General features: G+C 65.0%; 21 protein-coding genes and 3 rRNA genes. 3 read left to right on the top strand and 21 right to left on the bottom strand.

All coding sequences use genetic code 11. From position 1 onward, the window contains the following. Positions 1-23: 23 nt before the first annotated feature. The 6 genes from der to HBE63_RS12175 are packed head-to-tail and all read right to left on the bottom strand — an operon-like array spanning position 24 to position 5,369. Entirely contained in the window at positions 24-1,442 is a 1,419-nt protein-coding gene (der, locus tag HBE63_RS12200) for a ribosome biogenesis GTPase Der (protein ID WP_166904977.1), read from the bottom strand. Next, entirely contained in the window at positions 1,439-2,125 is a 687-nt protein-coding gene (cmk, locus tag HBE63_RS12195) for a (d)CMP kinase (protein WP_166904976.1), read from the bottom strand. The genes der and cmk overlap by 4 nt, the downstream gene beginning before the upstream one ends. Further along, positions 2,122-2,862 carry a pseudouridine synthase gene (locus HBE63_RS12190; protein WP_166904975.1) on the bottom strand — a complete coding sequence of 247 codons (741 nt, stop codon included), beginning with the start codon at positions 2,860-2,862 and terminating at the stop codon, positions 2,122-2,124. The genes cmk and HBE63_RS12190 overlap by 4 nt, the downstream gene beginning before the upstream one ends. 1 nt (position 2,863) lies before the next feature. Continuing rightward, entirely contained in the window at positions 2,864-3,601 is a 738-nt protein-coding gene (scpB, locus tag HBE63_RS12185) for an SMC-Scp complex subunit ScpB (protein WP_243858614.1), read from the bottom strand. A gap of 8 nt (positions 3,602-3,609) precedes the next feature. Then, a complete protein-coding gene (locus HBE63_RS12180) occupies positions 3,610-4,488 on the bottom strand; it encodes a segregation/condensation protein A (protein ID WP_166904974.1) in 879 nt (292 codons plus the stop codon). Continuing rightward, the gene (locus tag HBE63_RS12175) at positions 4,485-5,369 is read right to left on the bottom strand and encodes a ParA family protein (RefSeq protein WP_166904973.1); all 885 of its coding nucleotides are present in this window, start codon (positions 5,367-5,369) and stop codon (positions 4,485-4,487) included. The genes HBE63_RS12180 and HBE63_RS12175 overlap by 4 nt, the downstream gene beginning before the upstream one ends. A gap of 118 nt (positions 5,370-5,487) precedes the next feature. Between HBE63_RS12175 and HBE63_RS12170 the strand changes: the two genes are divergently transcribed. After that, entirely contained in the window at positions 5,488-6,237 is a 750-nt protein-coding gene (locus tag HBE63_RS12170) for an O-methyltransferase (protein WP_166904972.1), read from the top strand. Here the strand turns inward: HBE63_RS12170 and xerD are convergent. From xerD to HBE63_RS12140, 6 genes are all read right to left on the bottom strand, one after another. Next, positions 6,234-7,190, bottom strand: a complete 957-nt coding sequence (gene xerD, locus HBE63_RS12165; protein WP_166904971.1) for a site-specific tyrosine recombinase XerD — start codon at positions 7,188-7,190, stop codon at positions 6,234-6,236. The genes HBE63_RS12170 and xerD overlap by 4 nt on opposite strands. Continuing rightward, positions 7,187-7,807 carry an NUDIX hydrolase gene (locus tag HBE63_RS12160; protein WP_166904970.1) on the bottom strand — a complete coding sequence of 207 codons (621 nt, stop codon included), beginning with the start codon at positions 7,805-7,807 and terminating at the stop codon, positions 7,187-7,189. Before HBE63_RS12160 ends, xerD begins: the two co-directional genes overlap by 4 nt. Next, complete coding sequence (locus HBE63_RS12155) at positions 7,800-9,575, bottom strand: CTP synthase (RefSeq protein ID WP_166904969.1); 1,776 nt, start codon at positions 9,573-9,575, stop codon at positions 7,800-7,802. Before HBE63_RS12155 ends, HBE63_RS12160 begins: the two co-directional genes overlap by 8 nt. Positions 9,576-9,699: 124 nt before the next feature. Further along, positions 9,700-10,641, bottom strand: a complete 942-nt coding sequence (locus tag HBE63_RS12150) for a copper transporter (protein WP_166904968.1) — start codon at positions 10,639-10,641, stop codon at positions 9,700-9,702. 14 nt (positions 10,642-10,655) lie between these two features. Further along, a complete protein-coding gene (steA, locus tag HBE63_RS12145; protein ID WP_166904967.1) occupies positions 10,656-11,840 on the bottom strand; it encodes a putative cytokinetic ring protein SteA in 1,185 nt (394 codons plus the stop codon). Between the two features lie 100 nt (positions 11,841-11,940). Next, the gene (locus HBE63_RS12140; protein ID WP_166904966.1) at positions 11,941-12,462 is read right to left on the bottom strand and encodes a CGNR zinc finger domain-containing protein; all 522 of its coding nucleotides are present in this window, start codon (positions 12,460-12,462) and stop codon (positions 11,941-11,943) included. A gap of 143 nt (positions 12,463-12,605) precedes the next feature. On the opposite strand from HBE63_RS12140, the gene HBE63_RS12135 reads away from it, so the two are divergent. Beyond that, complete coding sequence (locus HBE63_RS12135) at positions 12,606-13,067, top strand: VOC family protein (RefSeq protein ID WP_166904965.1); 462 nt, start codon at positions 12,606-12,608, stop codon at positions 13,065-13,067. Positions 13,068-13,082: 15 nt separating this feature from the next. After that, complete coding sequence (locus HBE63_RS12130) at positions 13,083-13,988, top strand: pyridoxamine 5'-phosphate oxidase family protein (protein ID WP_166904964.1); 906 nt, start codon at positions 13,083-13,085, stop codon at positions 13,986-13,988. On the opposite strand, the gene recN is transcribed toward HBE63_RS12130, so the two are convergent. The 9 genes from recN to HBE63_RS12085 all read right to left on the bottom strand — a co-directional run bounded on the left by recN (position 13,964) and on the right by HBE63_RS12085 (position 25,048). Continuing rightward, positions 13,964-15,724, bottom strand: a complete 1,761-nt coding sequence (gene recN / locus HBE63_RS12125; RefSeq protein ID WP_166904963.1) for a DNA repair protein RecN — start codon at positions 15,722-15,724, stop codon at positions 13,964-13,966. The two genes, HBE63_RS12130 and recN, sit on opposite strands and share 25 nt — an antisense overlap. A gap of 6 nt (positions 15,725-15,730) precedes the next feature. Beyond that, positions 15,731-16,654 (bottom strand): NAD kinase, encoded by a 924-nt coding sequence (locus HBE63_RS12120; protein ID WP_166904962.1) that lies wholly within the window; start codon positions 16,652-16,654, stop codon positions 15,731-15,733. Continuing rightward, positions 16,651-17,460, bottom strand: a complete 810-nt coding sequence (locus tag HBE63_RS12115; RefSeq protein ID WP_166904961.1) for a TlyA family RNA methyltransferase — start codon at positions 17,458-17,460, stop codon at positions 16,651-16,653. Before HBE63_RS12115 ends, HBE63_RS12120 begins: the two co-directional genes overlap by 4 nt. Before the next feature lie 6 nt (positions 17,461-17,466). Beyond that, positions 17,467-17,673 (bottom strand): hypothetical protein, encoded by a 207-nt coding sequence (locus tag HBE63_RS12110; protein WP_166904960.1) that lies wholly within the window; start codon positions 17,671-17,673, stop codon positions 17,467-17,469. 13 nt (positions 17,674-17,686) lie between these two features. Then, positions 17,687-18,703 carry an HAD-IIA family hydrolase gene (locus HBE63_RS12105; protein ID WP_166904959.1) on the bottom strand — a complete coding sequence of 339 codons (1,017 nt, stop codon included), beginning with the start codon at positions 18,701-18,703 and terminating at the stop codon, positions 17,687-17,689. A gap of 1 nt (position 18,704) precedes the next feature. Next, the gene (locus HBE63_RS12100) at positions 18,705-19,559 is read right to left on the bottom strand and encodes a tetratricopeptide repeat protein (protein WP_166904958.1); all 855 of its coding nucleotides are present in this window, start codon (positions 19,557-19,559) and stop codon (positions 18,705-18,707) included. A gap of 180 nt (positions 19,560-19,739) precedes the next feature. Beyond that, a 5S ribosomal RNA gene (gene rrf, locus HBE63_RS12095) occupies positions 19,740-19,853 on the bottom strand. Positions 19,854-20,010: 157 nt separating this feature from the next. Next, positions 20,011-23,137 (bottom strand): 23S ribosomal RNA (locus tag HBE63_RS12090). A gap of 391 nt (positions 23,138-23,528) precedes the next feature. After that, a 16S ribosomal RNA gene (locus HBE63_RS12085) occupies positions 23,529-25,048 on the bottom strand. The 16S, 23S and 5S rRNA genes sit together here, the layout of an rRNA operon. Positions 25,049-25,178: the final 130 nt, after the last annotated feature.

The raw sequence follows: 25,178 nt of genomic DNA, 5'->3' as shown, positions 1-25,178 counted from the left end.
TCGGGCCAGCCTATCGGCCCGGTTCAGCGCTTCTTCTTGGGTGCTCCGCGCTTCTCCCGGACCCGGACGTTGATCTTCACCGGGCTGCCCTCGAATCCGAACGTCTCACGCAGGCGGCGCTCCAGGAACCGGCGGTAGCCGGCCTCCAGGAACCCGGAGGTGAACAGCACGAAGGTCGGCGGCCGGGTGGCTGCCTGGGTGGCGAACAGGATCTTGGGCTGCTTGCCGCCGCGCACCGGCGGCGGCGTTGCGGCCACGATCTCTTTGAGGAAGTTGTTGAGCTGACCGGTCGAGATCCGCTTGTCCCAGGACGCCAGTGATGTCTCCAGCGCCGGCACCAGCTTCTGCACCGCCCGGCCGGTCATGGCCGAGATGTTGACCCGCGGCGCCCACTGCACCTGTGCCAGCTCACGGTCGATCTCTTTGTCCAGCAGGTAGCGCCGGTCCTCGTCGACCAAGTCCCATTTGTTGAACGCGACGACCAGTGCACGCCCGGCCTCGATGACCATCGACAGCACCCGCAAGTCCTGCTCGGTCAGCGGCTGGGAGGCATCGATCAGCATGATCGCCACCTCGGCCGCATCGATCGCACCGTGGGTGCGCACCGAGGCGTAGAACTCGTGCCCACTGGCCTGCCCGACCTTGCGGCGCAAACCCGCGGTGTCGACGAAACGCCAAGTCTTGCCGCCTAATTCGATCAGCGAGTCGACGGGATCGACCGTGGTGCCCGCGACGTCGTGCACCACCGAACGCTCGTCACCGGCCAGCCGGTTCAGCAGGGAGCTCTTGCCCACGTTCGGCTTGCCCACCAGCGCCACCCGGCGCGGGCCGCCGACACCGCCGCCGGCCACCTCCGAGACGGTCGGCAGCTTTTCCATCACCACGTCCAGCAAATCGGCCACGCCCCGGCCGTGCATGGCGCTGATCGCGTGCGGCTCGCCGATACCAAGCGACCACAGTGCCGCGGCGTCGGACTCACCGCGCTGCGTGTCAACCTTGTTGGCCGCCAAGAAAACCGGCTTGCCCGACTTACGCAGCATCCGGGCCGCCGCCTCGTCGGCCGAGGTGGCACCGACGACCGCGTCGACCACCAGGATGATCGCGTCGGCAGTGCGCATCGCCACCAGCGCCTGGTCGGCCACCAACTGCTGCAGACCCTTGGCATCGGGTTCCCATCCCCCGGTGTCCTGCACCATGAAACGGCGGTTCAGCCAGTTCGCGTCATAGGACACCCGGTCGCGGGTCACCCCGGGAATGTCCTGCACGACGGCTTCGCGACGCCCCAGGATCCGGTTCACCAGAGTGGATTTCCCCACATTGGGCCGGCCGACCACGGCCAGCACCGGAGGCGGCGCGGCGGCCTCCTCGAGAACCTCGGCGACCTCGTCGCTGAACTCCCAGTCGCTCTCGTCCGACCAGGTGCCGTCACCATCGGAGCTCATCGGCGCACCCCCGCATGCTGGGTCACCAGGTCGAGAAGGTATGCCACGACCTGTGTTTGGTCCATCTCACTGGTGTCGACCACCAGCGCATCCTCGGCTGCCCGCAGCGGGGAAACGGCCCGCGTGGAGTCCAGGCGGTCGCGCCGCTGCACATCGGCGAGCACGGTCGCGTAGTCGTCGGGCAGGCCGCTGGCGAGGTTCTGGGCATTGCGACGCCGGGCCCGCTCCTCGGCCGAGGCGGTCAGGAAGATCTTGACGTCGGCCGTGGGCAGCACGACAGTTCCGATGTCGCGGCCCTCGACCACCACGCGTCCACCCGCAGACGCCAACTCGCGCTGCAGATCGACCAACCGGGCACGCACCTGAGGTACCGCCGAGACCGCAGAGACCGCGCGGGTCACCTCGTCACCGCGAATCTCGTCCGAGACGTCTTCGCCGGCCAGGAACGCGCGGTCCTCACCGGGATCCGAGCCCACACCGATCACCGCACCTGAGGCCACCGCGTCGATCGCCGCGGCATCGTCCAGGTCGGCCCCGGCGCGCAGGACCGCCAACGTGACGATGCGGTACATCGCGCCGGTGTCCAGGTAGCTCGCTCCCAGGGCTTGCGCCAAACTTCTTGAAACCGAAGACTTTCCGGTCCCCGCCGGTCCATCGACCGCCACCACCAGAGATCCGCTCACATTCCCACCGCCTGATAAAGCTCGCCGATTTCCTTGCGGCTGAGCGCCCTGATACTGCCCGGCCGCTGGTCCCCCAGCGCCACCGAACCGATGTCGGTGCGGACCAGTTCCTGCACCGGGAAATCCACCGCGGCCAGCATGCGCCGCACGATGCGGTTGCGGCCCTCGTGCAGGGTGACCTTCACCAGAGTCTTGCCGGGAACCGTGTCCACCACCGCGAAGTCGTCGACGTGTGCCGGGCCGTCGTCGAGTTCGACGCCGGTGCGCAGCTTTTTCCCGAGCCCGCGCGGCACCGTACCGACCACGGTCGCCACGTAGGTCTTGGGGATCTCGTACGACGGGTGCATCAGCCGGTGCGCGAGCTCCCCATCGTTGGTCAGCAGCAGCAGCCCCTCGGTGTCGGCGTCGAGGCGGCCGACGTGAAACAGCTTCTTGTTGCCCCGAACCCGGTGCTCCACCAGATCTCCCACGCACGGGCGGCCACGCTCGTCGGACATCGTGGACAGCATGCCGATCGGCTTGTTGATCGCCAGATAGACGAGCGTGTCATCGATGACCACCCGTGAGCCGTCCACCCGGATCTCGGCGACCGCCGGGTCGACCCGCGTACCGAGCTCAGTCACCAATCTGCCGTCCACCTCGACGCGGCCGTCGGTGATCATCCGCTCAGCCACCCGCCGGGAGGCAATTCCCGCCTGGGATAACACTTTCTGCAGCCGTACGCCTTCTTCAGCCATGTCAGTCCTTGTCCACGTCGAAGGCCAGCGGCTGATTGCTGCCGGGTGAGCCGCCGTTGAGTTTGGCGAAACGCGGCTCGTCGCCGAGTGATTCGCTCAGATCGTCGATCACGTCGACATCGGGCAGCAGCGGCGCGATGTCTGGCAGATCGGTCAGCGAGGACAAGCCCAGCCGTTCCAGGAACAATTCGGTGGTGGCGAACATCACCGCACCCGAATCCGAATCGGTGCCCGCCTCGGTGATCAGGCCACGTGCCACCAGCGTGCGTATCACCGCGTCCACGTTGACACCGCGCACCGCGCTCACCCGCGCCCGGGTCACCGGCTGCCGGTAGGCCACCACCGCGAGGGTCTCCAGCGCCGCCCGGGTCAGCTTGGACCTGGCGCCGTCGAGCAGCAGCCGCTCGACGTACGGGGCATAGCGCGCTCGGGTGTACATCCGCCAGCCCCCCGCGGCCTCGCGCAGATCGATGCCGCTGTCACGCGCGCCGAAGTCCTCGGCCATCAGGCGCAGCTTGGCCATCACCCGGTACGCGGGCTGTTCGGTGGCCGAGGCCAGCGCATCCACCGTCACCGGGGTGTCCACCACCAGCAGCAGCGCTTCGAGCACCGCGCCCAGTTCACCGTCCTCAAGCTCGGGAACCGTCGCCACGTCGACGCCCAGGTCATCTCCGACCGGGATCACATCACCCGGGGCATCATCGGACCGCTCTCCGGAATCGGAGATCTCGTCAGTCATTGTTCTCGCTATTCTTCCGCATCAGCGGTTGCCAGATGTTCGCTGGTCGGCCGATCTCCGGTCCACGAAATCTGGAGCACTCCAAGCGCTTCTGGTTGCTCGAATGCTACCGCCCTGGCCCGGAACAGTTCGAGCAGCGCCAGGAAGCTGCCGACGATCTGCAATCCGTCCGTGCACTCGGCCACCAGTTCGGAGAAACTGGCCCATTCGCCGATCCCGCGCTGTTCGAGCAGGGCGATGATGCGGTGCGCCTGTTCAGGCACCGAAACCTTGGGCGCATGAATGTGATCGATGCCGACTGTGGGCACCGGACGCGGGGTGAAGGCGGCGGCCGCGATCTCGGCGAACTTGCCGGCATCGACGCCGAGCATCACCTCGGGCAGCAGGTCGGAGAAACGGTCCTCCAGCGACACTGCACGCGGGTAGCTGCGCAGCGCCGCGGCCTCCAGTTCGGCGAACATCAACGCGACATGCTTGAACGCCCGGTACTGCAGCAGCCGCGCGAACAAGAGGTCACGGACCTCTAGCAGGGCGAGATCTTCCTCGTCGTGGACCTCGCCCGACGGCAGCAGCCGGGCCGCCTTCAAATCCAGCAGCGTGGCCGCGATCACCAGGAACGTCGTGGTCTCGTCGAGTTCGAGCCGGGCGCCGATCTCCTTGGTGTAGGCGATGAAATCATCGGTGACCTGGTGCAATGCGACCTCGGTGACATCGAGGCGGTGCGCGAATATCAGCTGCAACAGCAGGTCGAACGGTCCCTCGAAGTTGGTGAGCCGAACCTGGAAGCGGTTCTGCTGATCACCGGTGGCGGGCTCATCCCCGGCCGCGGCAGCTGGTTCGGCAGGATCGCCGGTCGGAGTGGCCGGGGTGTTCAGGACATCGTTCACGCGCCGAACCGGTCGATGACTTCGCGCGCCAGCGACCGGTAGGCGACGGCACCGCCCGATTTGGGCGCCCAGGTGGTGATCGGCTCGCCGGCCACGCTGGTCTCCGGGAAACGCACGGTCCGGGTGATCACGGTGTCGAACACCAGGTCGCCGAACCGTTCCACCACCCGGGCCATGACCTCGCGTGCGTTGACCGTGCGCGGGTCGTAGCGGGTGACCAGGATGCCGCTGATGGACAGTTTCGGGTTGAGCCGGTCGTGGACCTTGGCCACGGTGTCGGTCAGCAGAGCCAATCCGCGCAGCGAGAAGTACTCGCATTCGGTGGGGATGATCACACCGTCGGCGCAGGCCAGCCCGTTGACCGTGAGCAGACCCAACGAGGGCTGGCAGTCGATCAGCACGTAGTCGTAGCGGTCGAGCACCGGGTAGAGGGCCCGGGCCAGGGACTGCTCGCGGCCGACCTCGTTGACCAGCTGGATCTCGGCGGCCGACAGGTCGATGTTGCTGGGCACCAGGTCCATGCCGCTGACCCGGGTCTTGATCACCACCTCATCGATGGACACCCGCGGTTCGATCAGCAGGTTGTGCACAGTGTGCTCGAGCTCGTAGTGCGGCACCCCGAGGCCCGCCGACAGCGCGCCCTGCGGATCGAGGTCCACCAGCAGCACCCGGCGACCGTACTCGGCCAGGCTGGCACCCAGGTTGATGGTCGAGGTGGTCTTGCCAACCCCGCCCTTCTGATTGCACATCGCGATGACCTTGGCCGGGCCGTGTGTCGAACGGGCCGGCGGTTCGGGGATGTCTCGCGGAGGCCGGCCGGTCAGGCCGAGTTCGGGTGAGCTGTGTTCGAACAGCCCGTCATGTCCGCCGTCGTCGGTCATACCCCACCACTCCTGGTCGGGCATCCCGCAGTCTCGGCATACATCCCGGCAAGTTTAACGTCGGTACGCAGCCAGAACGGGCAGACCCGCGGGCAAACCGGCGCATATGGTGTGCGTCATGAGTCTCAAACAGCGGCTACCGCTGTTGCGGTGGTCGTTCATCCGGATGGGAATCGGCGCCAGACACTTCGCCCGGACCGGGCAGTGGGGCGATGGCAGGGAGGCCGCGGCCGCCGACTATGTCGTGGCCAACGCCCGCGCGGGTGACCTCGACGACGCCATCGCCACCATCGACAAGTTCGCCTACGAGAAGTCGTTCCTGATCAACGTCGGCGACGAGAAGGGTGCGCTGCTCGACTCCGCAGTCGTCCGGGCCAACCCGCGCCTGGCGCTCGAGCTGGGCACCTACTGCGGTTACGGCGCGATGCGCATCGCCCGCGCCGCGCCCGCTGCCCGGGTGTTCTCGGTCGAGTTCTCCCCCACCAACGCCGACATCGCGCGACGCATCTGGACCCACGCCGGGGTGGCCGACCGGATCACCTGCGTCGTCGGGACCATCGGTGACGGCGGTCGCACGCTGGACGCGCTCGTTGCGAGCGGGTTCGACACCGGCGGGCTGGATTTCGTGTTCCTCGACCACGACAAGAACGCCTACCTGCCGGACCTGCAGAGCCTGCTGGACCGCGGTTGGCTGCACCGGGGCTCGATCGTGGTGGCCGACAACGTGAAGCTGCCGGGGGCGCCGAAGTACCTGGCCTACATGAGTGCGCATCAGGGCTCGCTGTGGGACACCACCCAGCACAAGACACATGCCGAATACCAGACCCTGCTGCCCGATCTGGTGCTGGAGTCGGAGTATCTGGGTTAACGCGCGCGCGGGTGTGCACCCGCCCATACCTCGCGCAGCGTGTGCACGGTGACCATGGTGTAGATCTGCGTAGTGGTGACCGAAGCGTGGCCCAGCAGTTCCTGTACGACGCGCACGTCGGCGCCACCGTCGAGCAGGTGCGTCGCGAACGAGTGCCGCAACGTGTGCGGCGACACTGCCGAGGTGATGCCGGCCCGAGCGGCCGCATCCTGCAACACCTGCCAGGCACTCTGGCGGGACAGCCGGCCGCCGCGGGCGTTGAGGAAGATTCCGGGGGTGCCGCGGCCCCGGCGGGCCAGATCCGGACGCCCCCGCACCAGGTACGCGTCGAGCGCAGTGACCGCCGGGCGTCCGATGGGTACGAGCCGCTGCTTACCGCCCTTGCCGCGCAGCAGCACCGAACGCGCGTGCGTGTCGATGTCGTCGACGTCGAGTCCGACCGCCTCGGAGATGCGGGCACCGGTGGAGTACAGCAGTTCCAGCAGTGCACGGTTACGCAGCGTCAGCGGACCGTCGGCCTCGCTCTCCCCGCCGGCGGCCTCGAGCAAGGCGAGCACCTCGTCGAGGGTGAGGCTCTTGGGCAGCCGACGACTGGGGGTGGGCGGTTTGACCCCGCGGGCGACATCCAGTTCGGTGATGCCCTCGGCCGTGGCGAACCGGTGCAGTCCGCGGACTGCGACCACGGCCCTGGCCGCCGAAACCGCCGACAGCGCGGTCACTCCCGATTCGGGGTCGCCCCGACGCAGGGCAATCAGGAAGTCGCTGACATCGGCCTCCGCCACCGCGGCCAGGTCCTCGATTCCACGCTTGGTCAGGTGTTCGGCATAACGGCGCAGATCGCGCCGGTACGAACTCAAGGTGTTGGCCGCCACGCCCCGCTCGATCGTCAGGTGATCGAGGTAGCCCTGCAGTTGGTCGTCGAGGGCCGATCGGAGGGGCGACGGTGTGGTCATAACAGACCTTTGCGCCGCCTGAACGCTGTCGGCTGGTCGGTCCACACCGCTTCGACCGGTCGTAGCGCCTCCGCGTCGGGCATCGCGTGCGCGGCCAGAATGCCTGCCACCGCAATACCATTCACGATGTCGCCGGAGAACACCCGCCGCACGGCCTCCCCCAGCGGCACCCGCTCGACAACCATGTCAGCTTCCTCGTGCTCGGCCTCGGGACGGCCGATGTCGGTCAACCCTGTGGCCAGGAAGATCCTGACGCTCTCGTCGGAGAACCCTGGCGTCGAATCGAGGTCCACCAGCACCCGCCAGTGCGCGGCGGCCAGACCGACCTCTTCGGAGAGTTCGCGCGCGGCGGTCACCTCCGGAGGTTCCCCGCCCAGGTCGAGGAGGCCGGCAGGCAGTTCCCAGAGCCGACGCCCCAGCGGGTGACGGTACTGGTACACCAGTACCACATTGCCGTCCTCGTCGAGGGCCACCACAGCGACCGCACCATAGTGCTCGACGACCTCGCGCCGGGCCGACCCGCCGCCGGGCATGCTGACCTCGTCCGCACGCAGCGCGAAAATGTTTCCGACGTAGACGGTTTCGCTGGCCAGGGTCTCGAAGTCGTGTTCAGCCAAGAGAAGCGGCTTCGGCTTCGCCCAAAGGACTTTCGCCGGCTTCTGCTTCCCGACCGTCCTCGTCGAACTGCTCGGGAAGCTCCATCCCGGGCAGCCGTTCCTCGGCCTTGTAGGCCAGTGATGCGCCGATGAATGCCGCGAACAGCGGATGCGGCCGCGTCGGCCGGCTCTTGAGCTCCGGGTGGGCCTGCGTCCCGACCAGGAATGGGTGGATCTTCGAGTCGTACTCCACGAACTCCACCAGGTGTCCGTCGGGCGAGGTGCCGCTGAACCGCAGACCGCTCTCGGCGATCCGGTCCCGGTAGGCGTTGTTGACCTCGAAGCGGTGCCGATGCCGTTCGGATACCTCGGTGGCCTGATAGGCCTCCGACACGATGGACCCGGCTTCCAGCACTGCGGGGTACGCACCCAGTCGCATGGTGCCGCCAAGGTCGGCCTCGCCGGCGACGACGTCCTTCTGATCGGCCATCGTGGAGATCACCGGATCCGGGGTCTTCGGATCGAACTCGGCAGAGTTGGCGCCGGCGATGCCGACCGACCGGGCCGCCTCGATCACGATGCACTGCAGTCCCAGACACAGACCCAGCACCGGCAGGCCGCGTTTACGGGCGAAGGAGATCGCCCCGAGCTTGCCCTCGATGCCGCGGATACCGAACCCGCCGGGAATGAGCACCCCGTCGACATCGGACAACGCAGCCGCCGCGCCGGCGTCGGTCTCACAGTCATCGGAGGCCACCCACCGGATCTCCACCTTGGCGCGGTGTTTGAAGCCGCCGGCGCGCAGCGCCTCGGCCACCGACAGGTAGGCGTCCGAGAGGTCGATGTACTTGCCCACCAAGGCAATCCGGACCGTCTCGTGCGGTTCGTGCACCCGGCGCAGCAGATCGTCCCACTCAGTCCAGTCGACATCGCGGAAAGGCAGATTCAGCCGGCGCACCACGTACGCGTCGAGTTCCTCACGGTGCAGCACCTTGGGGATGTCGTAGATCGAGGGCGCGTCCGGGGTGGAGATCACCCCGTCGATGTCGACGTCGCACATCAGCGCGATCTTGTTCTTCAGTGGCTCGGGCACGTCGCGGTCACATCGCAGGATCAGTGCGTCGGGGGTGATACCGATACTGCGCAGCGCGGCCACCGAATGCTGCGTGGGCTTGGTCTTGAGCTCACCGGACGGGGCCAGGTACGGCACCAGCGACACGTGCAGGAAGAAGCAGTTGTCCCGGCCCACCTCGTGGCGCACCTGACGGGCGGCCTCCAGGAACGGCAACGACTCGATGTCGCCGACCGTGCCGCCGATTTCGGTGATCACGATGTCGGGACGGTGACCGGTCGCGTCGGGCTCGGCCATCGCCAGGATGCGGCTCTTGATCTCGTCGGTGATGTGGGGAATCACCTGCACGGTGTCGCCCAGGTACTCACCGCGGCGTTCCTTGGCGATCACCGACGAGTAGACCTGACCAGTGGTGACGTTGGCCGACTGGGACAGGTCGCGGTCGAGGAATCGCTCGTAGTGGCCGACGTCGAGGTCGGTCTCGGCGCCGTCCTCGGTCACGAACACCTCACCGTGCTGGAACGGGTTCATGGTGCCGGGATCGACGTTCAGATAGGGGTCGAGCTTCTGCATTGTCACCTGCAGTCCCCGCGCGGTCAGCAGCTGACCCAGGCTCGAGGCGGTCAATCCTTTACCGAGTGAAGACGCCACGCCACCGGTGACGAAGAGGTGTTTGGTGGCGGTGTGCGGGTGCTTGCGTAAGGCGGGCAAAAGCATCCTCCGTGACGACGGGCAGGGAATCAATAAACCAGCTGTGGCCTGCCGACCCACGGAAGTTCACCTTAACACCGACGCCGACAAGCCGTCGCTGGCGCGCCGCGCGCACCCGGGCAAAACCCGCCTATTGCGGGACGGTCACCGACGTCGCACCCTGCCCGGTTCCGTACTTGCCAGGCTTCCCCCCGCCCGCGAGGTCGCTCAGCGCCAGGACCGCGGTGATCTGACCGGCGCTGGAATCGGCGTCGTCCACTGTGGTGACCATCGCGGTCAAGCCGGCATCCGACCTGGTCACGGCCACCGGTCCGGTCCCAGAGGCCGCCCCCGAACGCCCCACGAGCACCGTCCCGGTGCCGTGCGGAGCCAGGCCGGCGGCGAAGCGGGCCATGGTCGCGCCGCGGTTGCCGCCGTCTTCACCCAGCCCGCCTCCGGTCACGATCAGCGCCGTGTTGGCCGCGCCGATGTGTGGATCGTCATAGGTCAGGAATCCGGTGTCGCGCAGCGCAGTGAGCACGGTCTGCCGCTGCATGTCATCGACGGGTGCTGCGGCCGGGTTCCGGTCGATCAGCAGCGTGATGCCCAACAGGTCGCCGGCCTGAGACCCCTGGTCCACCGCCGCGGTGCTCAACTGTTTGCCGGCCGGCACGATCGGCGAGTTGACCACGGAAAGTAGTTTGTCGGCCGAATTCGCTTCGACGAACTCGCTCGTGAGTGCGATTTTCCCGGTCACCGTGCCGCCGGCGTCGCGGACGAACCGCGACACGGCGTCGACGTCGCCGTCGACGGCATCCGGGGTGCGGAACACCACCACCGACTTGTCCTTCAATGCGTCGCGCACCATCCGGGGCGCCATCTGTGCGTCGAATTCTCCTGCGGCATTGAGCTTTTCATTCAACGCATTCTTACCGTCGGTGAGCGTGTCGATCTGGTGCTGCAGTTCCAACTTGTCGTCACGAAGACCCGACAGCACCGTGTTCGACAGCAGCCCCGAACCCAGTGCCACCCCGATTGCCAGCGCCAGGAACACCGACGCCAACGAGATCGCGTGTGCACGTAGCGTGATCACAGCTCACCTACCACTCAGCTGACCAGGCCCTGCACCCAGAGCGTGAAGCGGTTCCAGTACTCGACAACCCAATCGAATATGGCACCGTCTGCGCGCGACACCCACAGCGCGACGACCACGGCCACCAGCATGGCCAGCACCAGCAGCGCGATCGCCCCGCCGGACACCCGGCTGCGGTAGAGGGTCGCGACCGCCTTGGCGTCGACGAGCTTCTCGCCGACCTTCAACCGGGTCAAGAACGTCGACGGGTTGCTGCGCTGGCGCGAGCGGTCGAAGAACTCCTCGATCGAGGCGGTGTGACCGGCCGTCACGATCAGTGACGCCCCGTGGTGATCACACAGCAGTAGCGCCAGGTCGGCCGCCGATCCCGCGGCAGGGAAGGTCATCGCACCCACCCCGAGGTCCTGGATTCGTTCCAGCCCGGCGGCATGGCCGTCGGCGTCGGCGGGCAGCACCACCTGGGCACCGCACCGCAGCACCTCGACGCTCATCTTGTCCGGGTCGCCGACGATCAGCGCGGGACGGTATCCGGCCTTGCGCAGTACGTCCGCGCCGGCCCCGACGCCGACCAGCACCGGTTGGTACTCCTTGATGAAGGGCTTGAGCGCCTTGAGGTCCTCGGCCGCGTCGGGTTCCTCGGCGACGATCACCACGTGGCGGCGGTGCAGGTCCACGTCGATGTTCGGGATTCCGATGCCGTCGATGAGTAGCGGGCTCTCGCTGCGGATGAACTCGATGGTGTTGCCCGCGAACGCCTCCAGATGCGCCACCAGACCGCTCTTGGCGTCGTGCATCAACTCGTGGATCTCTTGATCGTTGCGCTCGGTACCCACCGCGATGCGTCGGTCACCGGAGTAGACGCCGCCGTTGTTCAGGCGGATCCGCGCCCCGTCCTTGATCTTGCGGAAGACATCCGGCCCGGCCTCGTCGATCAGCATCACACCATTGGCGACGAGCACTTCCGGCCCCAGGTTCGGATAGCGCCCCGAGATGGACGGCGAGGCGTTGACGACACCGGCGATCTGGGCCTCGACAAGCGCATCGGCCGTGATCCGGTCCAGATCCTGGGCGTCGAGGACGACGATGTCGCCGGGGCCGACGCGGCGCAGCAGCCGATCGATGTCGCGGTCCACTCGCGCCGTGCCGGTCACTCCGGGACGCGTACTGGCATTGCGAGTGAGCAGCGTGGACATCTTCATGCGCCGATTCTGTCGGGCATCGCCGGTCAGGAGGCGGAGGCGCGCCGTAACACCAGCCTCACAAGTTGGCTTTTGTCACATCAGTAACAGCCAATCGGTATCAATCGCGCTTCGCTGCATAGTGCCGCGCCGCCTTCGCGCGGTTGCCACACGTGGCCATCGAGTGCCAGCGTCGCGCCCCGTTCTTGGAGGTGTCGTGGAACCACAGAATGCAGTGCGGGTGCGCACACTGCTTGATGCGGTCGGGGACCTCGCCCAGCAACCGCAACAAGTCATCTGCGGCCAGCCAGCCGGCCAGCCATTCCGGCTGTGACACATCGGCGGCCTCGACAGGCCCCGACGCTGTCAGCGTGCGCCGGATCCGGCCCCGTTCCAGCACCTCATTCACCTCGTCGACGGATCCCGCCTGCAGGGCCCGCAGGATCGCCTCGCGGGCCGCGACCAGTGCGACCCGCGACTTCTCGTCAGCCTCGCAGCGGTCACCCAGGCCGTTGGCCAGCAACCAGCACCGCAGGCCTTCGGCATCAGCGAGCAGGTCCTGCGGTCCGTCCGCCGACATCCACCGGGTGTTCAGCAGATCCAGCGCAAGAGGTTCGCCGACATGCGGGCGCGGATCACGCATACCTGAGGGTAACCACGCGCCGCCGACACCAACGGTCACCCGCCGAACTAACCGTTGAAATTCGATTAGGCGGTTGACGCCGGCCCTGAATCCGCCATAACCTATGTAATCATGTACATCGGTTAGCCATTTGGGAGGACTGCATGACCGGGACCACCACGCCCCAGCTCGCCACCGGACACGTCGGCATCAACGTCACCGATCTGGACCGCTCCGTCGCCTTCTACCGAACGGCCCTCGGCTTCGAACCGCTGGCCGTCAACAACGAGGGCGAGCACCGGTATGCCTTCCTGGGAGCCGGCGGCGCGCTGCGGCTGACGCTCTGGCAGCAGAGCAACGGTAGGTTCTCCACGGAAACACCAGGCCTGCACCATCTTTCGTTCGAGGCGGCCAGCATCGACGAGGTTCGGACCGTCGAGGCAGCACTGAAAACCCTTGGCGCCGAGTTCGCGCACGACGGTGTCGTCGCGCACGGTGAGGGCACCGCATCCGGTGGCATCTTCTTCACCGACCCGGACGGAACCCGGCTCGAGGTGTACGCGGCGAGTGGGGCGCAGACGGCTCCCGCACCAAACGGATCGGCCCCCACCTGCGGATTCTTCTGAGCGGAGTAGGAGAACATGTATCACTCGGGTGAGTTGGCGGTGCAGCGGCAGATGGGGCAGGAGACCATCGCCGCACGCGTCAGCCGGATGATCCGCACGGAAGTTCCAGCGGCCGCCGCCGCATTCCTCTCCGAACAGCCGATGATCGTGGTCGCCGCGGCCGACGACGGAGGCCGGGTCTGGGCCAGTCTGATCGCCGGCCCACCCGGCTTCGTCCACGCCGACGATCCGCGCACGATCCTGCTGGAAGCGCTGCCTGCGCCGGGCGATCCGGTCCGCGATGTGCTGGGCAGCGGACAGCAGATGGGGATGATCGCCATCGAACCGCAGACCCGACGCCGGATGCGGGTCAACGGCTCCGCCGAACCGGTGGGCACGGGCCTGCGGATCCACACCGATCAGGTGTATTCGAACTGCCCGAAGTACATCTCTCGCAGGCACATCGCCGAGGTGCGAGCCTCGATGGAGTTGCCCGAAATGCAGCGTGGCGAGTCACTGACCGACCGACAGCAAGAGCTCATCGCCACTGCCGACACCTTCTTCATCGGTTCGGCGGATGCGGCAGGCAACGCCGACGCGTCACACCGCGGCGGCAATCCCGGCTTTCTGCAGGTGCTCTCACCCCGGCGCCTGCGCTGGCCGGACTATCGCGGGAATTCCATGTTCATGACGCTGGGCAACATCAGCGCCAATCCGAGGTGCGGGCTGTTGGTGGTCGACTGGTCCTCGGGATCAACCGTTCAGCTCACCGGAACCGCTGAAATCGGCTGGGACAAAGCCGATTCGACGACCGGAGCACAATGCGCGATCGACTTCACGGTCTCCGAGGTGGTCGAGTTGACCCACGTCAGCCCGTTGCGGTGGAGCACCGCCGAGTTATCTCCGGCCAACCCGGGTCAGCCTGCGCTGCGCTCCTGCTGAGCGGCCTCGAGCAGCTCCCTGGCATGTGCCCGGCCGCTGTCGGACTCCCCCAGTCCGGCCAGCATCCGGGCCAATTCGGCGACCCGGTCCTCGTCGTCGATGCGCCGCACACCGCTGGACTTGGCGCGGCCGTCACCGCTGTCGACCAGTAGGTGGGCATCGGCGAATGCCGCGACCTGAGGCAGGTGGGTCACCACGATGACCTGGTGGGTCCGCGCCAGCCGGGCCAGCCGCCGGCCGATCTGCACCGCGGCCCGGCCGCCGACCCCGGCGTCGACCTCGTCGAAGACCATCGTGGTGCCCGCCGTCGACACCGACAGCACCACCTCGAGAGCGAGCATCACGCGGGACAGCTCACCACCGGAGGCGCTCTTGGCCAGCGGCAGCACATCGGTGCCACGGTGTGCGGTGAACCCGAACTCGACCGCGTCCACGCCGTCGTGACCGGCGTGCAGCAGCGCTCCGTCCGGCATGGTCACCGGCGCGGAATCGTCTGCCCTTGCCGGCATCGGCGCCACCCCGATGGTGAACACCGCATTGGCCATGGCCAGGCCGGCGAGTTCCGCGGTCACCGCCTTGGCCAGCCCCTTGGCCGCCTTGGACCTGGCCTTGGTGAGTTCGCCTGCAGCCGTGACCAACTGCGCCTCCAGCTCGGCGACCTTGCCGTCGAGGGCAGCCAGACTCTCCTCGGACACATCGAGCTGCGCCAACCGCTCTGCGGCATCACGCGACCACTCCAACACGCCGTCGACGTCGGCGGCGTACTTGCGGGTGAGCGTGCGCAGCTCGGCCTGGCGCGCCAGTTTCGTCTCCAAAGTGCTGGCATCGCTGGGCAATTCGGAGAGATAGTCTCCGAGCTCGCCGGATACGTCACCGATCACCGCCATCGCCTCGGCCAGACGGACCGCCAGTGCCTGTAGCGCCGAATCATCGGTGGATTCCAGCGCGGCCTGCGCCCGGCCCACGCCGTCGGCCGCGGAGGTCGACTCCGTGGGCTCGTCGAGCTCGCCGGACAACGCGAAGCGGGCGGTCTGCGCCGCTTCGCGCAGCGCGTCAAGTTCCGAAAGACGACGGATGTCAGCGACGATCGCCTCGTCCTCACCGGGTTGCGGTGCGACCGCGTCGATCTCGTGGATGCCGAAGCTGAGCCGGTCGGCCTCCTGGGCCAGTTCTCGGGCCCGGCGCCGACGGTCCGTCAGGTCACGACGCGCTGCCAGCCATTCGTCGCGGATGCGCCGGTAGCGGGTCAGCGGCTTGTCCACCTCGGCGAAGCGGTCCAGTGCCGCCCGCTGCTCGTCGGGCCGCATCAACCGCAACTGGTCGTTCTGGCCGTGCAACGCCAGCACCTGGGCGGTGAAACTGCTCAAGGATTTGGCCGGCACGCTGCGGCCGCCCAGATATGCCCGAGACGGTCCGGCCCGGCTCACCGAACGGGCCGCGATCACACTGCCGTCATCATCACGCTCAGCGCCGGAGGATTCCAGGATCTCCTCGACCCTCCCGGACACGTCCTCACCGAGTTCGATTGTGCTGAACCGGCCTTCCACCACGGCCCGGTCAGATCCCGAACGGACCCTGGTCGCGTCCGCTCGGGCCCCGCCGAGTAGGTGCAGGCTGGTCACCACCATCGTCTTACCGGTGCCCGTTTCCCCGGTCAGCACGGTCAACCCGCGGTCGAACTCCGCGGTGGCGGCACTGATGGCGCCCAATGACTCGATACGGATCTCCGACAGCACAGGTATCTACTGCCCCCGCCATCCGGTGACCGGCAGCCGGAACTTGCGTACCAACCGATCGGTGAACGGCGCCGAGTCCAGCCGCACCCACTTCAGCGGCGTACCGCAGCGGGTCACTTCCAGCCGGCCTCCGGCCGGTACCACCATTTGACGGCGACCGTCACAGAACACCAGGGCATCGTTGCCGCTTGCCTCGATCTCGATCGCGATACTGGCCAGCGGGCTGGTGACCATCGGACGGGCGAACAGTGCGTGAGCATTGTTGGGCACCACCAGAATCGCCTCCAGGTCCGGCCACAGCACCGGGCCGCCCGCCGAGAACGCGTAGGCAGTGGATCCCGTGGGGGTCGACACCAGCACGCCATCGCAGCCGAACGACGACACCGGTCGTCCGTCCACCTCCAAGACCACGCCGAGCACTCCTAGCCGAGGGCCCTTCTCCAGGCTCGCCTCGTTGAGCGCCCAGCCGCGATTCACCACATCGGTACCCACCCGCACCGAAATGTCGAGGGTCATCCTCTCCTCGACGCGGTAATCACGCCCGATGACGCTGTCCAGTACGTGGTCGATGGCCTCGGCCTCGGCCTCGGCCAGGAATCCGATGCGGCCCAGATTGACTCCCAGCACCGGGATCTCGACATTGCGCGCGAGCTCAGCGGCCCGCAGAAAGGTGCCGTCCCCGCCGAGCACCAGAACCAGCTCGCAGCCTTCGGCCGCGCGCTCCTCGGCGTCGACCACCTCGATGTCGACACCGAGCGCGCGCATGTCATCGGGCGCCAGATGCAGCGGCCCGCGGTCGACGGCCTCCGCCGAAAGCACCTTCAGACCAATGCCGTTGTCGCCGAGCACCTTTTCCACCCGGCGGGCGACTTCAGTCGCCTCGTCCCGGCCGGTGTGCACCACCAGCAGGATCGTGCGTTCAGCCGTCATTGCGGACCCTCCTCGACCGCCCGCCGCACTGCCTGTTCGAGCAATTCGCCGTCCAGCGGACGGTTGCTCTGGGCACGCAGGTGCAGGAAGTACTCGACATTGCCCGAGGGTCCGGGGAGCGGGCTGGCCGTCACATCGACAGCATGCCACTGCAATGCGGCCGCCTTGCGGGCGACCGTGCACACCGCGTCGATGCGTAATGCGGGATCGGACACCACGCCGCCCGCGCCGACGCGATCCTTGCCGACCTCGAACTGCGGTTTCACCATCGGAACGATATCGGCGTCGGCGGACGCGCAGGCCGTCAGCGCCGGAAGAACCGTGGCCAGCGATATGAAGGACAGGTCGGCCACGATCAGCTGCACCTGCCCGCCGATCGCCTCAGGGGTCAGCTCCCGCACATTCGTGCGCTCCAGCACGTGTACCCGTTCGTCGGACCGCAGCGGCCAGGCCAGTTGTCCATAGCCCACATCGGCAGCCACCACCTCCGCGGCACCACGATCGAGCAGCACCTCGGTGAAGCCGCCGGTGGAGGCCCCGGCATCAAGACAGCGCCGGCCCTCGACAGCGACGTCGAACGCATCGAGCGCACCGATCAGTTTGTGCGCGCCACGCGAGACCCAGGTCCGTTCCGCGGTGGCGATCACGGTGATGTTGGTGTCCGGGGCGACCGCGGTGGCCGGTTTGGCCGCCGGCATACCGTCGATCCGTACGCGCCCGGCCTCGATCATCTCTGCCGCCTGCTGGCGTGACCGGGCCAGACCCCGCCGCACCAGCTCGGCATCAACGCGAGCGCGCCGCGCCACCGACGCTCACCTTCCGGTCGCCTGCGGTCCGCCTGGTTGCCCCCTGTCGACGGATTCAAGGGCAGCCACCAGCAGATCGTGGGCCTGCTCGAGCCGCGCGGCCACCACGTCGATGTCCCTGCCTTCGAGTGCAGAGGGGTCCGCCGCCGGATCCGGCACATCGGCCAACACCGCAGCGACCTGGGCACGCAGTTCGTCGGGATCGGTACTCATAGCGACACTCACGCTAGTCGATGGGTACCGACAGCAAGGACCAACGTTGCAGCGCGCGACGGGCCGTGTCGTCGCCGGCCGACACCGTGAAAGCGGCGTGGTCGAGGTCCGCGCTCCAGACCGCATGCGCCGTAGCCCGTACCACCGACAGGTCGTCCCGGGGATCCTGCCCGGTGGCATGCACGGTCACCGTGTCCCGGTCGATCTCGATCCGCCAGGCCGGCTGCGCCGCGATGCGCAGCGCGTCGGCATCCGCGTGCAGCCCCCGCAGATCCGGGACCAGGTACCCGGGGCGCTCGGCAGGAACCGCACGCACCGCGTCGCCGGCCGTGCTGACGCCGGTGAGCACCATGAGACTCGGCAACCCCGCCGCGACGGCGCCGGCGATATCGGTGTCGAGCCGATCCCCCACAACCAGCGGCGTCGCGAACGTCCCACGGCTGAGGGCATCGTTCATCAAAGTCGGTTGGGGCTTTCCGGCCACCAATGGCTCCTGGCCGGTCGCCACCCGCAATGCCGCCACCATCGAGCCGTTGCCCGGCAGCAGGCCACGCTCGGACGGCAGCGTCAGATCCGCGTTGGCCGCCACCCACAGCGCGCCGGCGCGAATAGCGAGTGCCGCCTCGGCCAGATCCGGCCATGCGGTAGTCGGCGAATGCCCCTGCACCACCGCGACTGGACCCTCGTCGAACGTCCGAACCGGCCGCAGTCCGACCTTGCTCACCTCACCGGCAAGTGCATCCGTCCCGACGACGAGAACCGCTGAGTCCACCGGCAAATGGGCGGCCAGCAGGTGCGCCGCACTCTGCGCACTGGTCACCACGTCGTCGGATTCGGCGGCGAAGCCGAGTTCACGCAGATGCTCGGCGACCTGCTCAGGCGCTCGCGACGCATTGTTGGTGACATACAGCACCCGTGCGTCCAGCCCGGACAAGCTCTCCAGTGCACCCACAGTGGGCTCATGCCCGCGAAACACCGTGCCATCGAGGTCGAGCAGCAGGCAATCATGTTGCCGTGCAAGCGTGGTCACGTCAGGACAGCTCCGTGATCCGGTCTTCCGCGTCGGTGATCCCGTCGATGTCAGCCTGCTCGGCGTGGACGAACCATTGCAGGGCCTCCTCGCCACGTCCCACCGCCAGCAGAGTGTCGGCGTAAACGTAGAACAGCCGGGCCGCGGTCGGGCCCACACTGGTCGGGTCCAGCGGCGGGGAGGACAGAATGGCCAATGCCTGCTCGAACTGCCCGAGGTCTGAACGTGCACCAGCCGTGACGATGCGAAGCTCGTCGGCATCCTCGCCGGTGAGCGCGAGCGCCTCGTCGCCGCGGGCCAGTTCCAGTGCCCGCTCGGGCCGTCCGACACCGCGCTCGCAGTCCGCGATCATCGGCAGCAGGGCCGACTTGCTGCCCATCCGCCTCGCCGCACGCAGCTCGGCGAGCGCCTGGGCCCAGTCACCGCTGTGATACGCCGCGATACCGACGGCCTCACGCACCACCGCGATCCGGCCGGCCCGGTTGCGGGCGGCACGAGCGTGGGCCAGCGCCGTCTCGGGATCCTCATCCAGCAGCTTCCCGGCCATCACGAGGTGGCGGGCGACGAAATCCGCGGTCGTCTTGTCCAGGGTGATCAATTCCCGACGTACATCGGGCGCGAGTTCTTTCGCCTCGACGTCGGCCGGCAGTCTCGGGCCGTCCTGCCTGGGATCGCCGTCCTCGGTGGGCTGCGCCGACCGTGCCCGGCCCGGCCCGGAGGTCCGGGGGGCGCCGGCACGTTGATCCCGCCCGCGCTGATCGTAGTGCCGCCGAGGGCCCGAACTGTTGCTCGATGCGCGGTCGTTCGATGCACGCCGCGGGCGCCGCTCTGCGTCGCCCTGTCTGTCTCCGACCACGTGTGCCTTTCTACCCGCCCGTCCCGCAAAGGATACTGGCAGGAGCCACGGCCGACATAATTATGTGAGCGCCGACGCAGCGTGTAATCACCCGAATATCAATCGAATGCGCTATGGAAATTGAAAATCAAAAGCGAATCGCCCCCCACGTAAAAACGTGGGGGGCGATTCTTAATTTGTGTTCGGCGGTGTCCTACTTTTCCACCCGAGAGGGTAGTATCATCGGCGCTGGCAGGCTTAGCTTCCGGGTTCGGGATGGGACCGGGCGTTTCCCTGCCGCTATGGACCGCCGTAACTTTATTCACTCGTTTTCGAGTGCAAATCTTGTGTTTTGGTGGTGGGGCATGATGTTCATGTTCCCTACACAAGTGCAGTGTGCGATGTGTGGTGTGGTTGCGAGACAGATGTGTGTTCTTACTTCAAACTCATCAAACGTTGGTTGTTTGTTGGTTGTTGTAAGTTTTCGGCCGGTTAGTGCCAGTTCCCTGCACCCATTGCTGGGCTTCCAGGTCTGGTCTATCAATCCCGTGGTCTGCGGGGGGCCTTATCCCTCTAAAAGGGTGAGAAGCCTGGTCTTGGAGGGGGTTTCCCGCTTAGATGCTTTCAGCGGTTATCCTGTCCGAACGTGGCTATCCAGCGGTGCTCCTGGTGGAACAACTGGTATACCAGAGGTTCGTCCGTCCCGGTCCTCTCGTACTAGGGACAGATTTCCTCAAGCTTCTGACGCGCGCGGCGGATAGAGACCGAACTGTCTCACGACGTTCTAAACCCAGCTCGCGTGCCGCTTTAATGGGCGAACAGCCCAACCCTTGGGACCTGCTCCAGCCCCAGGATGCGACGAGCCGACATCGAGGTGCCAAACCATCCCGTCGATATGGACTCTTGGGGAAGATCAGCCTGTTATCCCCGGGGTACCTTTTATCCGTTGAGCGACACCCCTTCCACTCAGAGGTGCCGGATCACTAGTCCCGACTTTCGTCCCTGCTCGACATGTATGTCTCGCAGTCAAGCTCCCTTGTGCACTTACACTCAACACCTGATTGCCGTCCAGGTTGAGGGAACCTTTGGGCGCCTCCGTTACATTTTGGGAGGCAACCGCCCCAGTTAAACTACCCACCAGGCACTGTCCCTGAACCGGATATACGGTCCGAGGTTAGAGGCCCAATACGATCAGAGTGGTATTTCAACAATGACTCCACCCACACTGGCGTGTGAATTTCACAGTCTCCCACCTATCCTACACAAACCGTATCGAGCACCAATACCAAGTTGTAGTGAAGGTCCCGGGGTCTTTTCGTCCTGCCGCGCGTAACGAGCATCTTTACTCGTAGTGCAATTTCGCCGAGTCTATGGTTGAGACAGTTGAGAAGTCGTTACGCCATTCGTGCAGGTCGGAACTTACCCGACAAGGAATTTCGCTACCTTAGGATGGTTATAGTTACCACCGCCGTTTACTGGGGCTTAAATTCTCCGCTTCACCCCGAAGGGTTAACGGGTCCTCTTAACCTTCCAGCACCGGGCAGGCGTCAGTCCGTATACATCGTCTTGCGACTTCGCACGGACCTGTGTTTTTAGTAAACAGTCGCTTCTCACTGGTTTGTGCCACCCCCTCCCGCTGCCGGCCGCAAAAGCCTTGACGATATGGGGGTCCCCCTTCTCCCGAAGTTACGGGGGCATTTTGCCGAGTTCCTTAACCATAGTTCACTCGTACGCCTTAGTATTCTCTACCTGACCACCTGTGTTGGTTTGGGGTACGGGCCGTGTATGTCCTCGCTAGAGGCTTTTCTTGGCAGCATAGGATCACCGAATTCGCCTCAAACGGCTATGCATCACCTCTCAGGATATATGTCAGACGGATTTGCCTATCTGACTCCCTACCGGCTTACCCCAGTACAACCACTGACTGGTACGGCTACCTTCCTGCGTCACCCCATCGCTTGACTACTACCCACCGGGGTCCCACGCAGCCCCGTCAACGCCTCACCCCGAAGGGATCGGTCACGACGGTTTTGGATGGTTAGCACAATGGATTCATCATGGACGCACATACACGGGTACGGGAATATCAACCCGTTGTCCATCGACTACGCCTGTCGGCCTCGCCTTAGGTCCCGACTCACCCTGGGAGGACTGGCCTGGCCCAGGAACCCTTGGTCTTTCGGCGGGCAAGGTTCTCACTTGCCTATTCGCTACTCATGCCTGCATTCTCACTCCCACACCCTCCACAGCTAGATCACTCTGCTGCTTCACCGGATGCAGGACGCTCCCCTACCCAACGAACACAAGGTTCGTTGCCGCGGCTTCGGCGGTGTACTTGAGCCCCGCTACATTATCGGCGCACAATCACTTGACCAGTGAGCTATTACGCACTCTTTCAAGGGTGGCTGCTTCTAAGCCAACCTCCTGGTTGTCTTCGCGACTGCACATCCTTTTCCACTTAGTACACGCTTAGGGGCCTTAGCCGGCGATCTGGGCTGTTTCCCTCTCGACGCACGGAGCTTATCCCCCGCCGTCTCACTGCCACATTCTTGGACTTGTCGGCATTCGGAGTTTGGCTGACGTCAGTAACCCTGTGGGGCCCATCGGCCATCCAGTAGCTCTACCTCCAACAAGAAACATGTGACGCTGCACCTAAATGCATTTCGGGGAGAACCAGCTATCACGGAGTTTGATTGGCCTTTCACCCCTACCCACAGCTCATCCCCTCAGTCTTCAACCTAAGTGGGTTCGGGCCTCCACGCGGTCTTACCCGCGCTTCACCCTGGCCATGGGTAGATCACTCCGCTTCGGGTCCAGAACACACCACTACACCACACACTGTTGTGTGGATACGCCCTATTCAGACTCGCTTTCGCTGCGGCTACCCCACACGGGTTAACCTCGCGACATGTCCCTGACTCGCAGGCTCATTCTTCAAAAGGCACGCCATCACCCCACCACGAAGGAGGGCTCTGACGGATTGTAAGCGCACGGTTTCAGGTACTATTTCACTCCCCTCCCGGGGTACTTTTCACCATTCCCTCACGGTACTAATCCGCTATCGGTCACTGGGAAGTATTCAGGCTTACCGGGTGGTCCCGGCAGATTCACAGCAGATTTCACGGGCCCGCTGCTACTCGGGAACACTGTTCAAGGCAGATGTCAGGTTTTCACGTACCGGGCTCTCACCGTCTACGGCAGGTCATCCCAAACCACTTCCGTTAACCACGACATTTTCTCACTACCCTCCAGTCAGGCAGAACTGGAAAAACAGGTCCCACAACCCCGCACACACAACCCCTACCCGGTATCACATGCATACGGTTTAGCCATCCTCCGCTTTCGCTCGCCACTACTCACGGAATCACTTTTGTTTTCTCTTCCTACGGGTACTGAGATGTTTCACTTCCCCGCGTTCCCTCCCACTACCTATGTATTCAGTAGTGGGTAACACGACATCACTCGTGCTGGGTTTCCCCATTCGGACATCCTCGGATCAACGCTCGGTTGGCAGCTCCCCGAGGCATATCGCAGCCTCCAACGTCCTTCATCGGCTCCCAGTGCCAAGGCATCCACCATGCGCCCTTAAACACTTACAACACAAACACCAAAAATGAGTTTCAAAAGAAATTGCACATCAATGACACACAAAACCAGGCCCCACCCACAAAGAGGTGAGACCACACATTTTGCGTGCTAGATGCTCGCAACCACTATCCACAAATCAAACACCACACCCCACCACCAAAGATGGAGCAACAACACGCCTCCCACCCCACACAGGGGCCGGGGAAAAACGGGCCTGTTGTCTCAAAGCCCAATAGTGTGTCTGATGATTCTCCGCAGATGCTTTCCCGCATCCCACGCTAAGTTTGTTGAGTGCACCAGAACCGGACCCACTACAGGTCAAAACGGTCCATCCAACGAATCGCTGCGATCACCGAACCCCCACACGATGTGGGCGGGCCGCAGTCTCGTGGTGCTCCTTAGAAAGGAGGTGATCCAGCCGCACCTTCCGGTACGGCTACCTTGTTACGACTTCGTCCCAATCGCCGATCCCACCTTCGACGGCTCCCTCCCACAAGGGGTTAGGCCACCGGCTTCGGGTGTTACCGACTTTCATGACGTGACGGGCGGTGTGTACAAGGCCCGGGAACGTATTCACCGCAGCGTTGCTGATCTGCGATTACTAGCGACTCCGACTTCACGGGGTCGAGTTGCAGACCCCGATCCGAACTGAGACCGGCTTTGAAAGGATTCGCTCCACCTCACGGCATCGCAGCCCTTTGTACCGGCCATTGTAGCATGTGTGAAGCCCTGGACATAAGGGGCATGATGACTTGACGTCATCCCCACCTTCCTCCGAGTTGACCCCGGCAGTCTCTCACGAGTCCCCACCATTACGTGCTGGCAACATGAGACAAGGGTTGCGCTCGTTGCGGGACTTAACCCAACATCTCACGACACGAGCTGACGACAGCCATGCACCACCTGCACACAGGCCACAAGGGAACCAATATCTCTACTGGCGTCCTGTGCATGTCAAACCCAGGTAAGGTTCTTCGCGTTGCATCGAATTAATCCACATGCTCCGCCGCTTGTGCGGGCCCCCGTCAATTTCTTTGAGTTTTAGCCTTGCGGCCGTACTCCCCAGGCGGGGTACTTAATGCGTTAGCTACGGCACGGATCCCAAGGAAGGAAACCCACACCTAGTACCCACCGTTTACGGCGTGGACTACCAGGGTATCTAATCCTGTTCGCTCCCCACGCTTTCGCTCCTCAGCGTCAGTTACTGCCCAGAGACCCGCCTTCGCCACCGGTGTTCCTCCTGATATCTGCGCATTCCACCGCTACACCAGGAATTCCAGTCTCCCCTGCAGTACTCTAGTCTGCCCGTATCGCCCGCACGCCCACAGTTAAGCTGTGAGTTTTCACGAACAACGCGACAAACCACCTACGAGCTCTTTACGCCCAGTAATTCCGGACAACGCTCGGACCCTACGTATTACCGCGGCTGCTGGCACGTAGTTGGCCGGTCCTTCTTCTATAGGTACCGTCACTTGCGCTTCGTCCCTATTGAAAGAGGTTTACAACCCGAAGGCCGTCATCCCTCACGCGGCGTCGCTGCATCAGGCTTGCGCCCATTGTGCAATATTCCCCACTGCTGCCTCCCGTAGGAGTCTGGGCCGTATCTCAGTCCCAGTGTGGCCGGTCACCCTCTCAGGCCGGCTACCCGTCGTCGCCTTGGTAGGCCATTACCCCACCAACAAGCTGATAGGCCGCGGGCCCATCCCACACCGCAAAAGCTTTCCACCACACACCAGGAAGAGTGTGGTCATATTCGGTATTAGACCCAGTTTCCCAGGCTTATCCCAAAGTGCAGGGCAGATCACCCACGTGTTACTCACCCGTTCGCCACTCGAGTACCCCGAAGGGCCTTTCCGTTCGACTTGCATGTGTTAAGCACGCCGCCAGCGTTCGTCCTGAGCCAGAATCAAACTCTCCAAACAAAAACTTCCCAGTCCAAAAACCAGGCAGAATTCAATCAGAAAAATCCGATCACAAACAAAAGACACCAACAAACTGGCATCAAAAAAACAACAACCACACCCTAAACGGGAAAAAGAATGTGGCCAAAAA

The sequence above is a fragment of the Mycobacterium sp. DL440 genome (assembly GCF_011745145.1).
GTDB lineage: Bacteria > Actinomycetota > Actinomycetes > Mycobacteriales > Mycobacteriaceae > Mycobacterium.
This window is presented reverse-complemented; position numbering and strand designations above follow the sequence as displayed.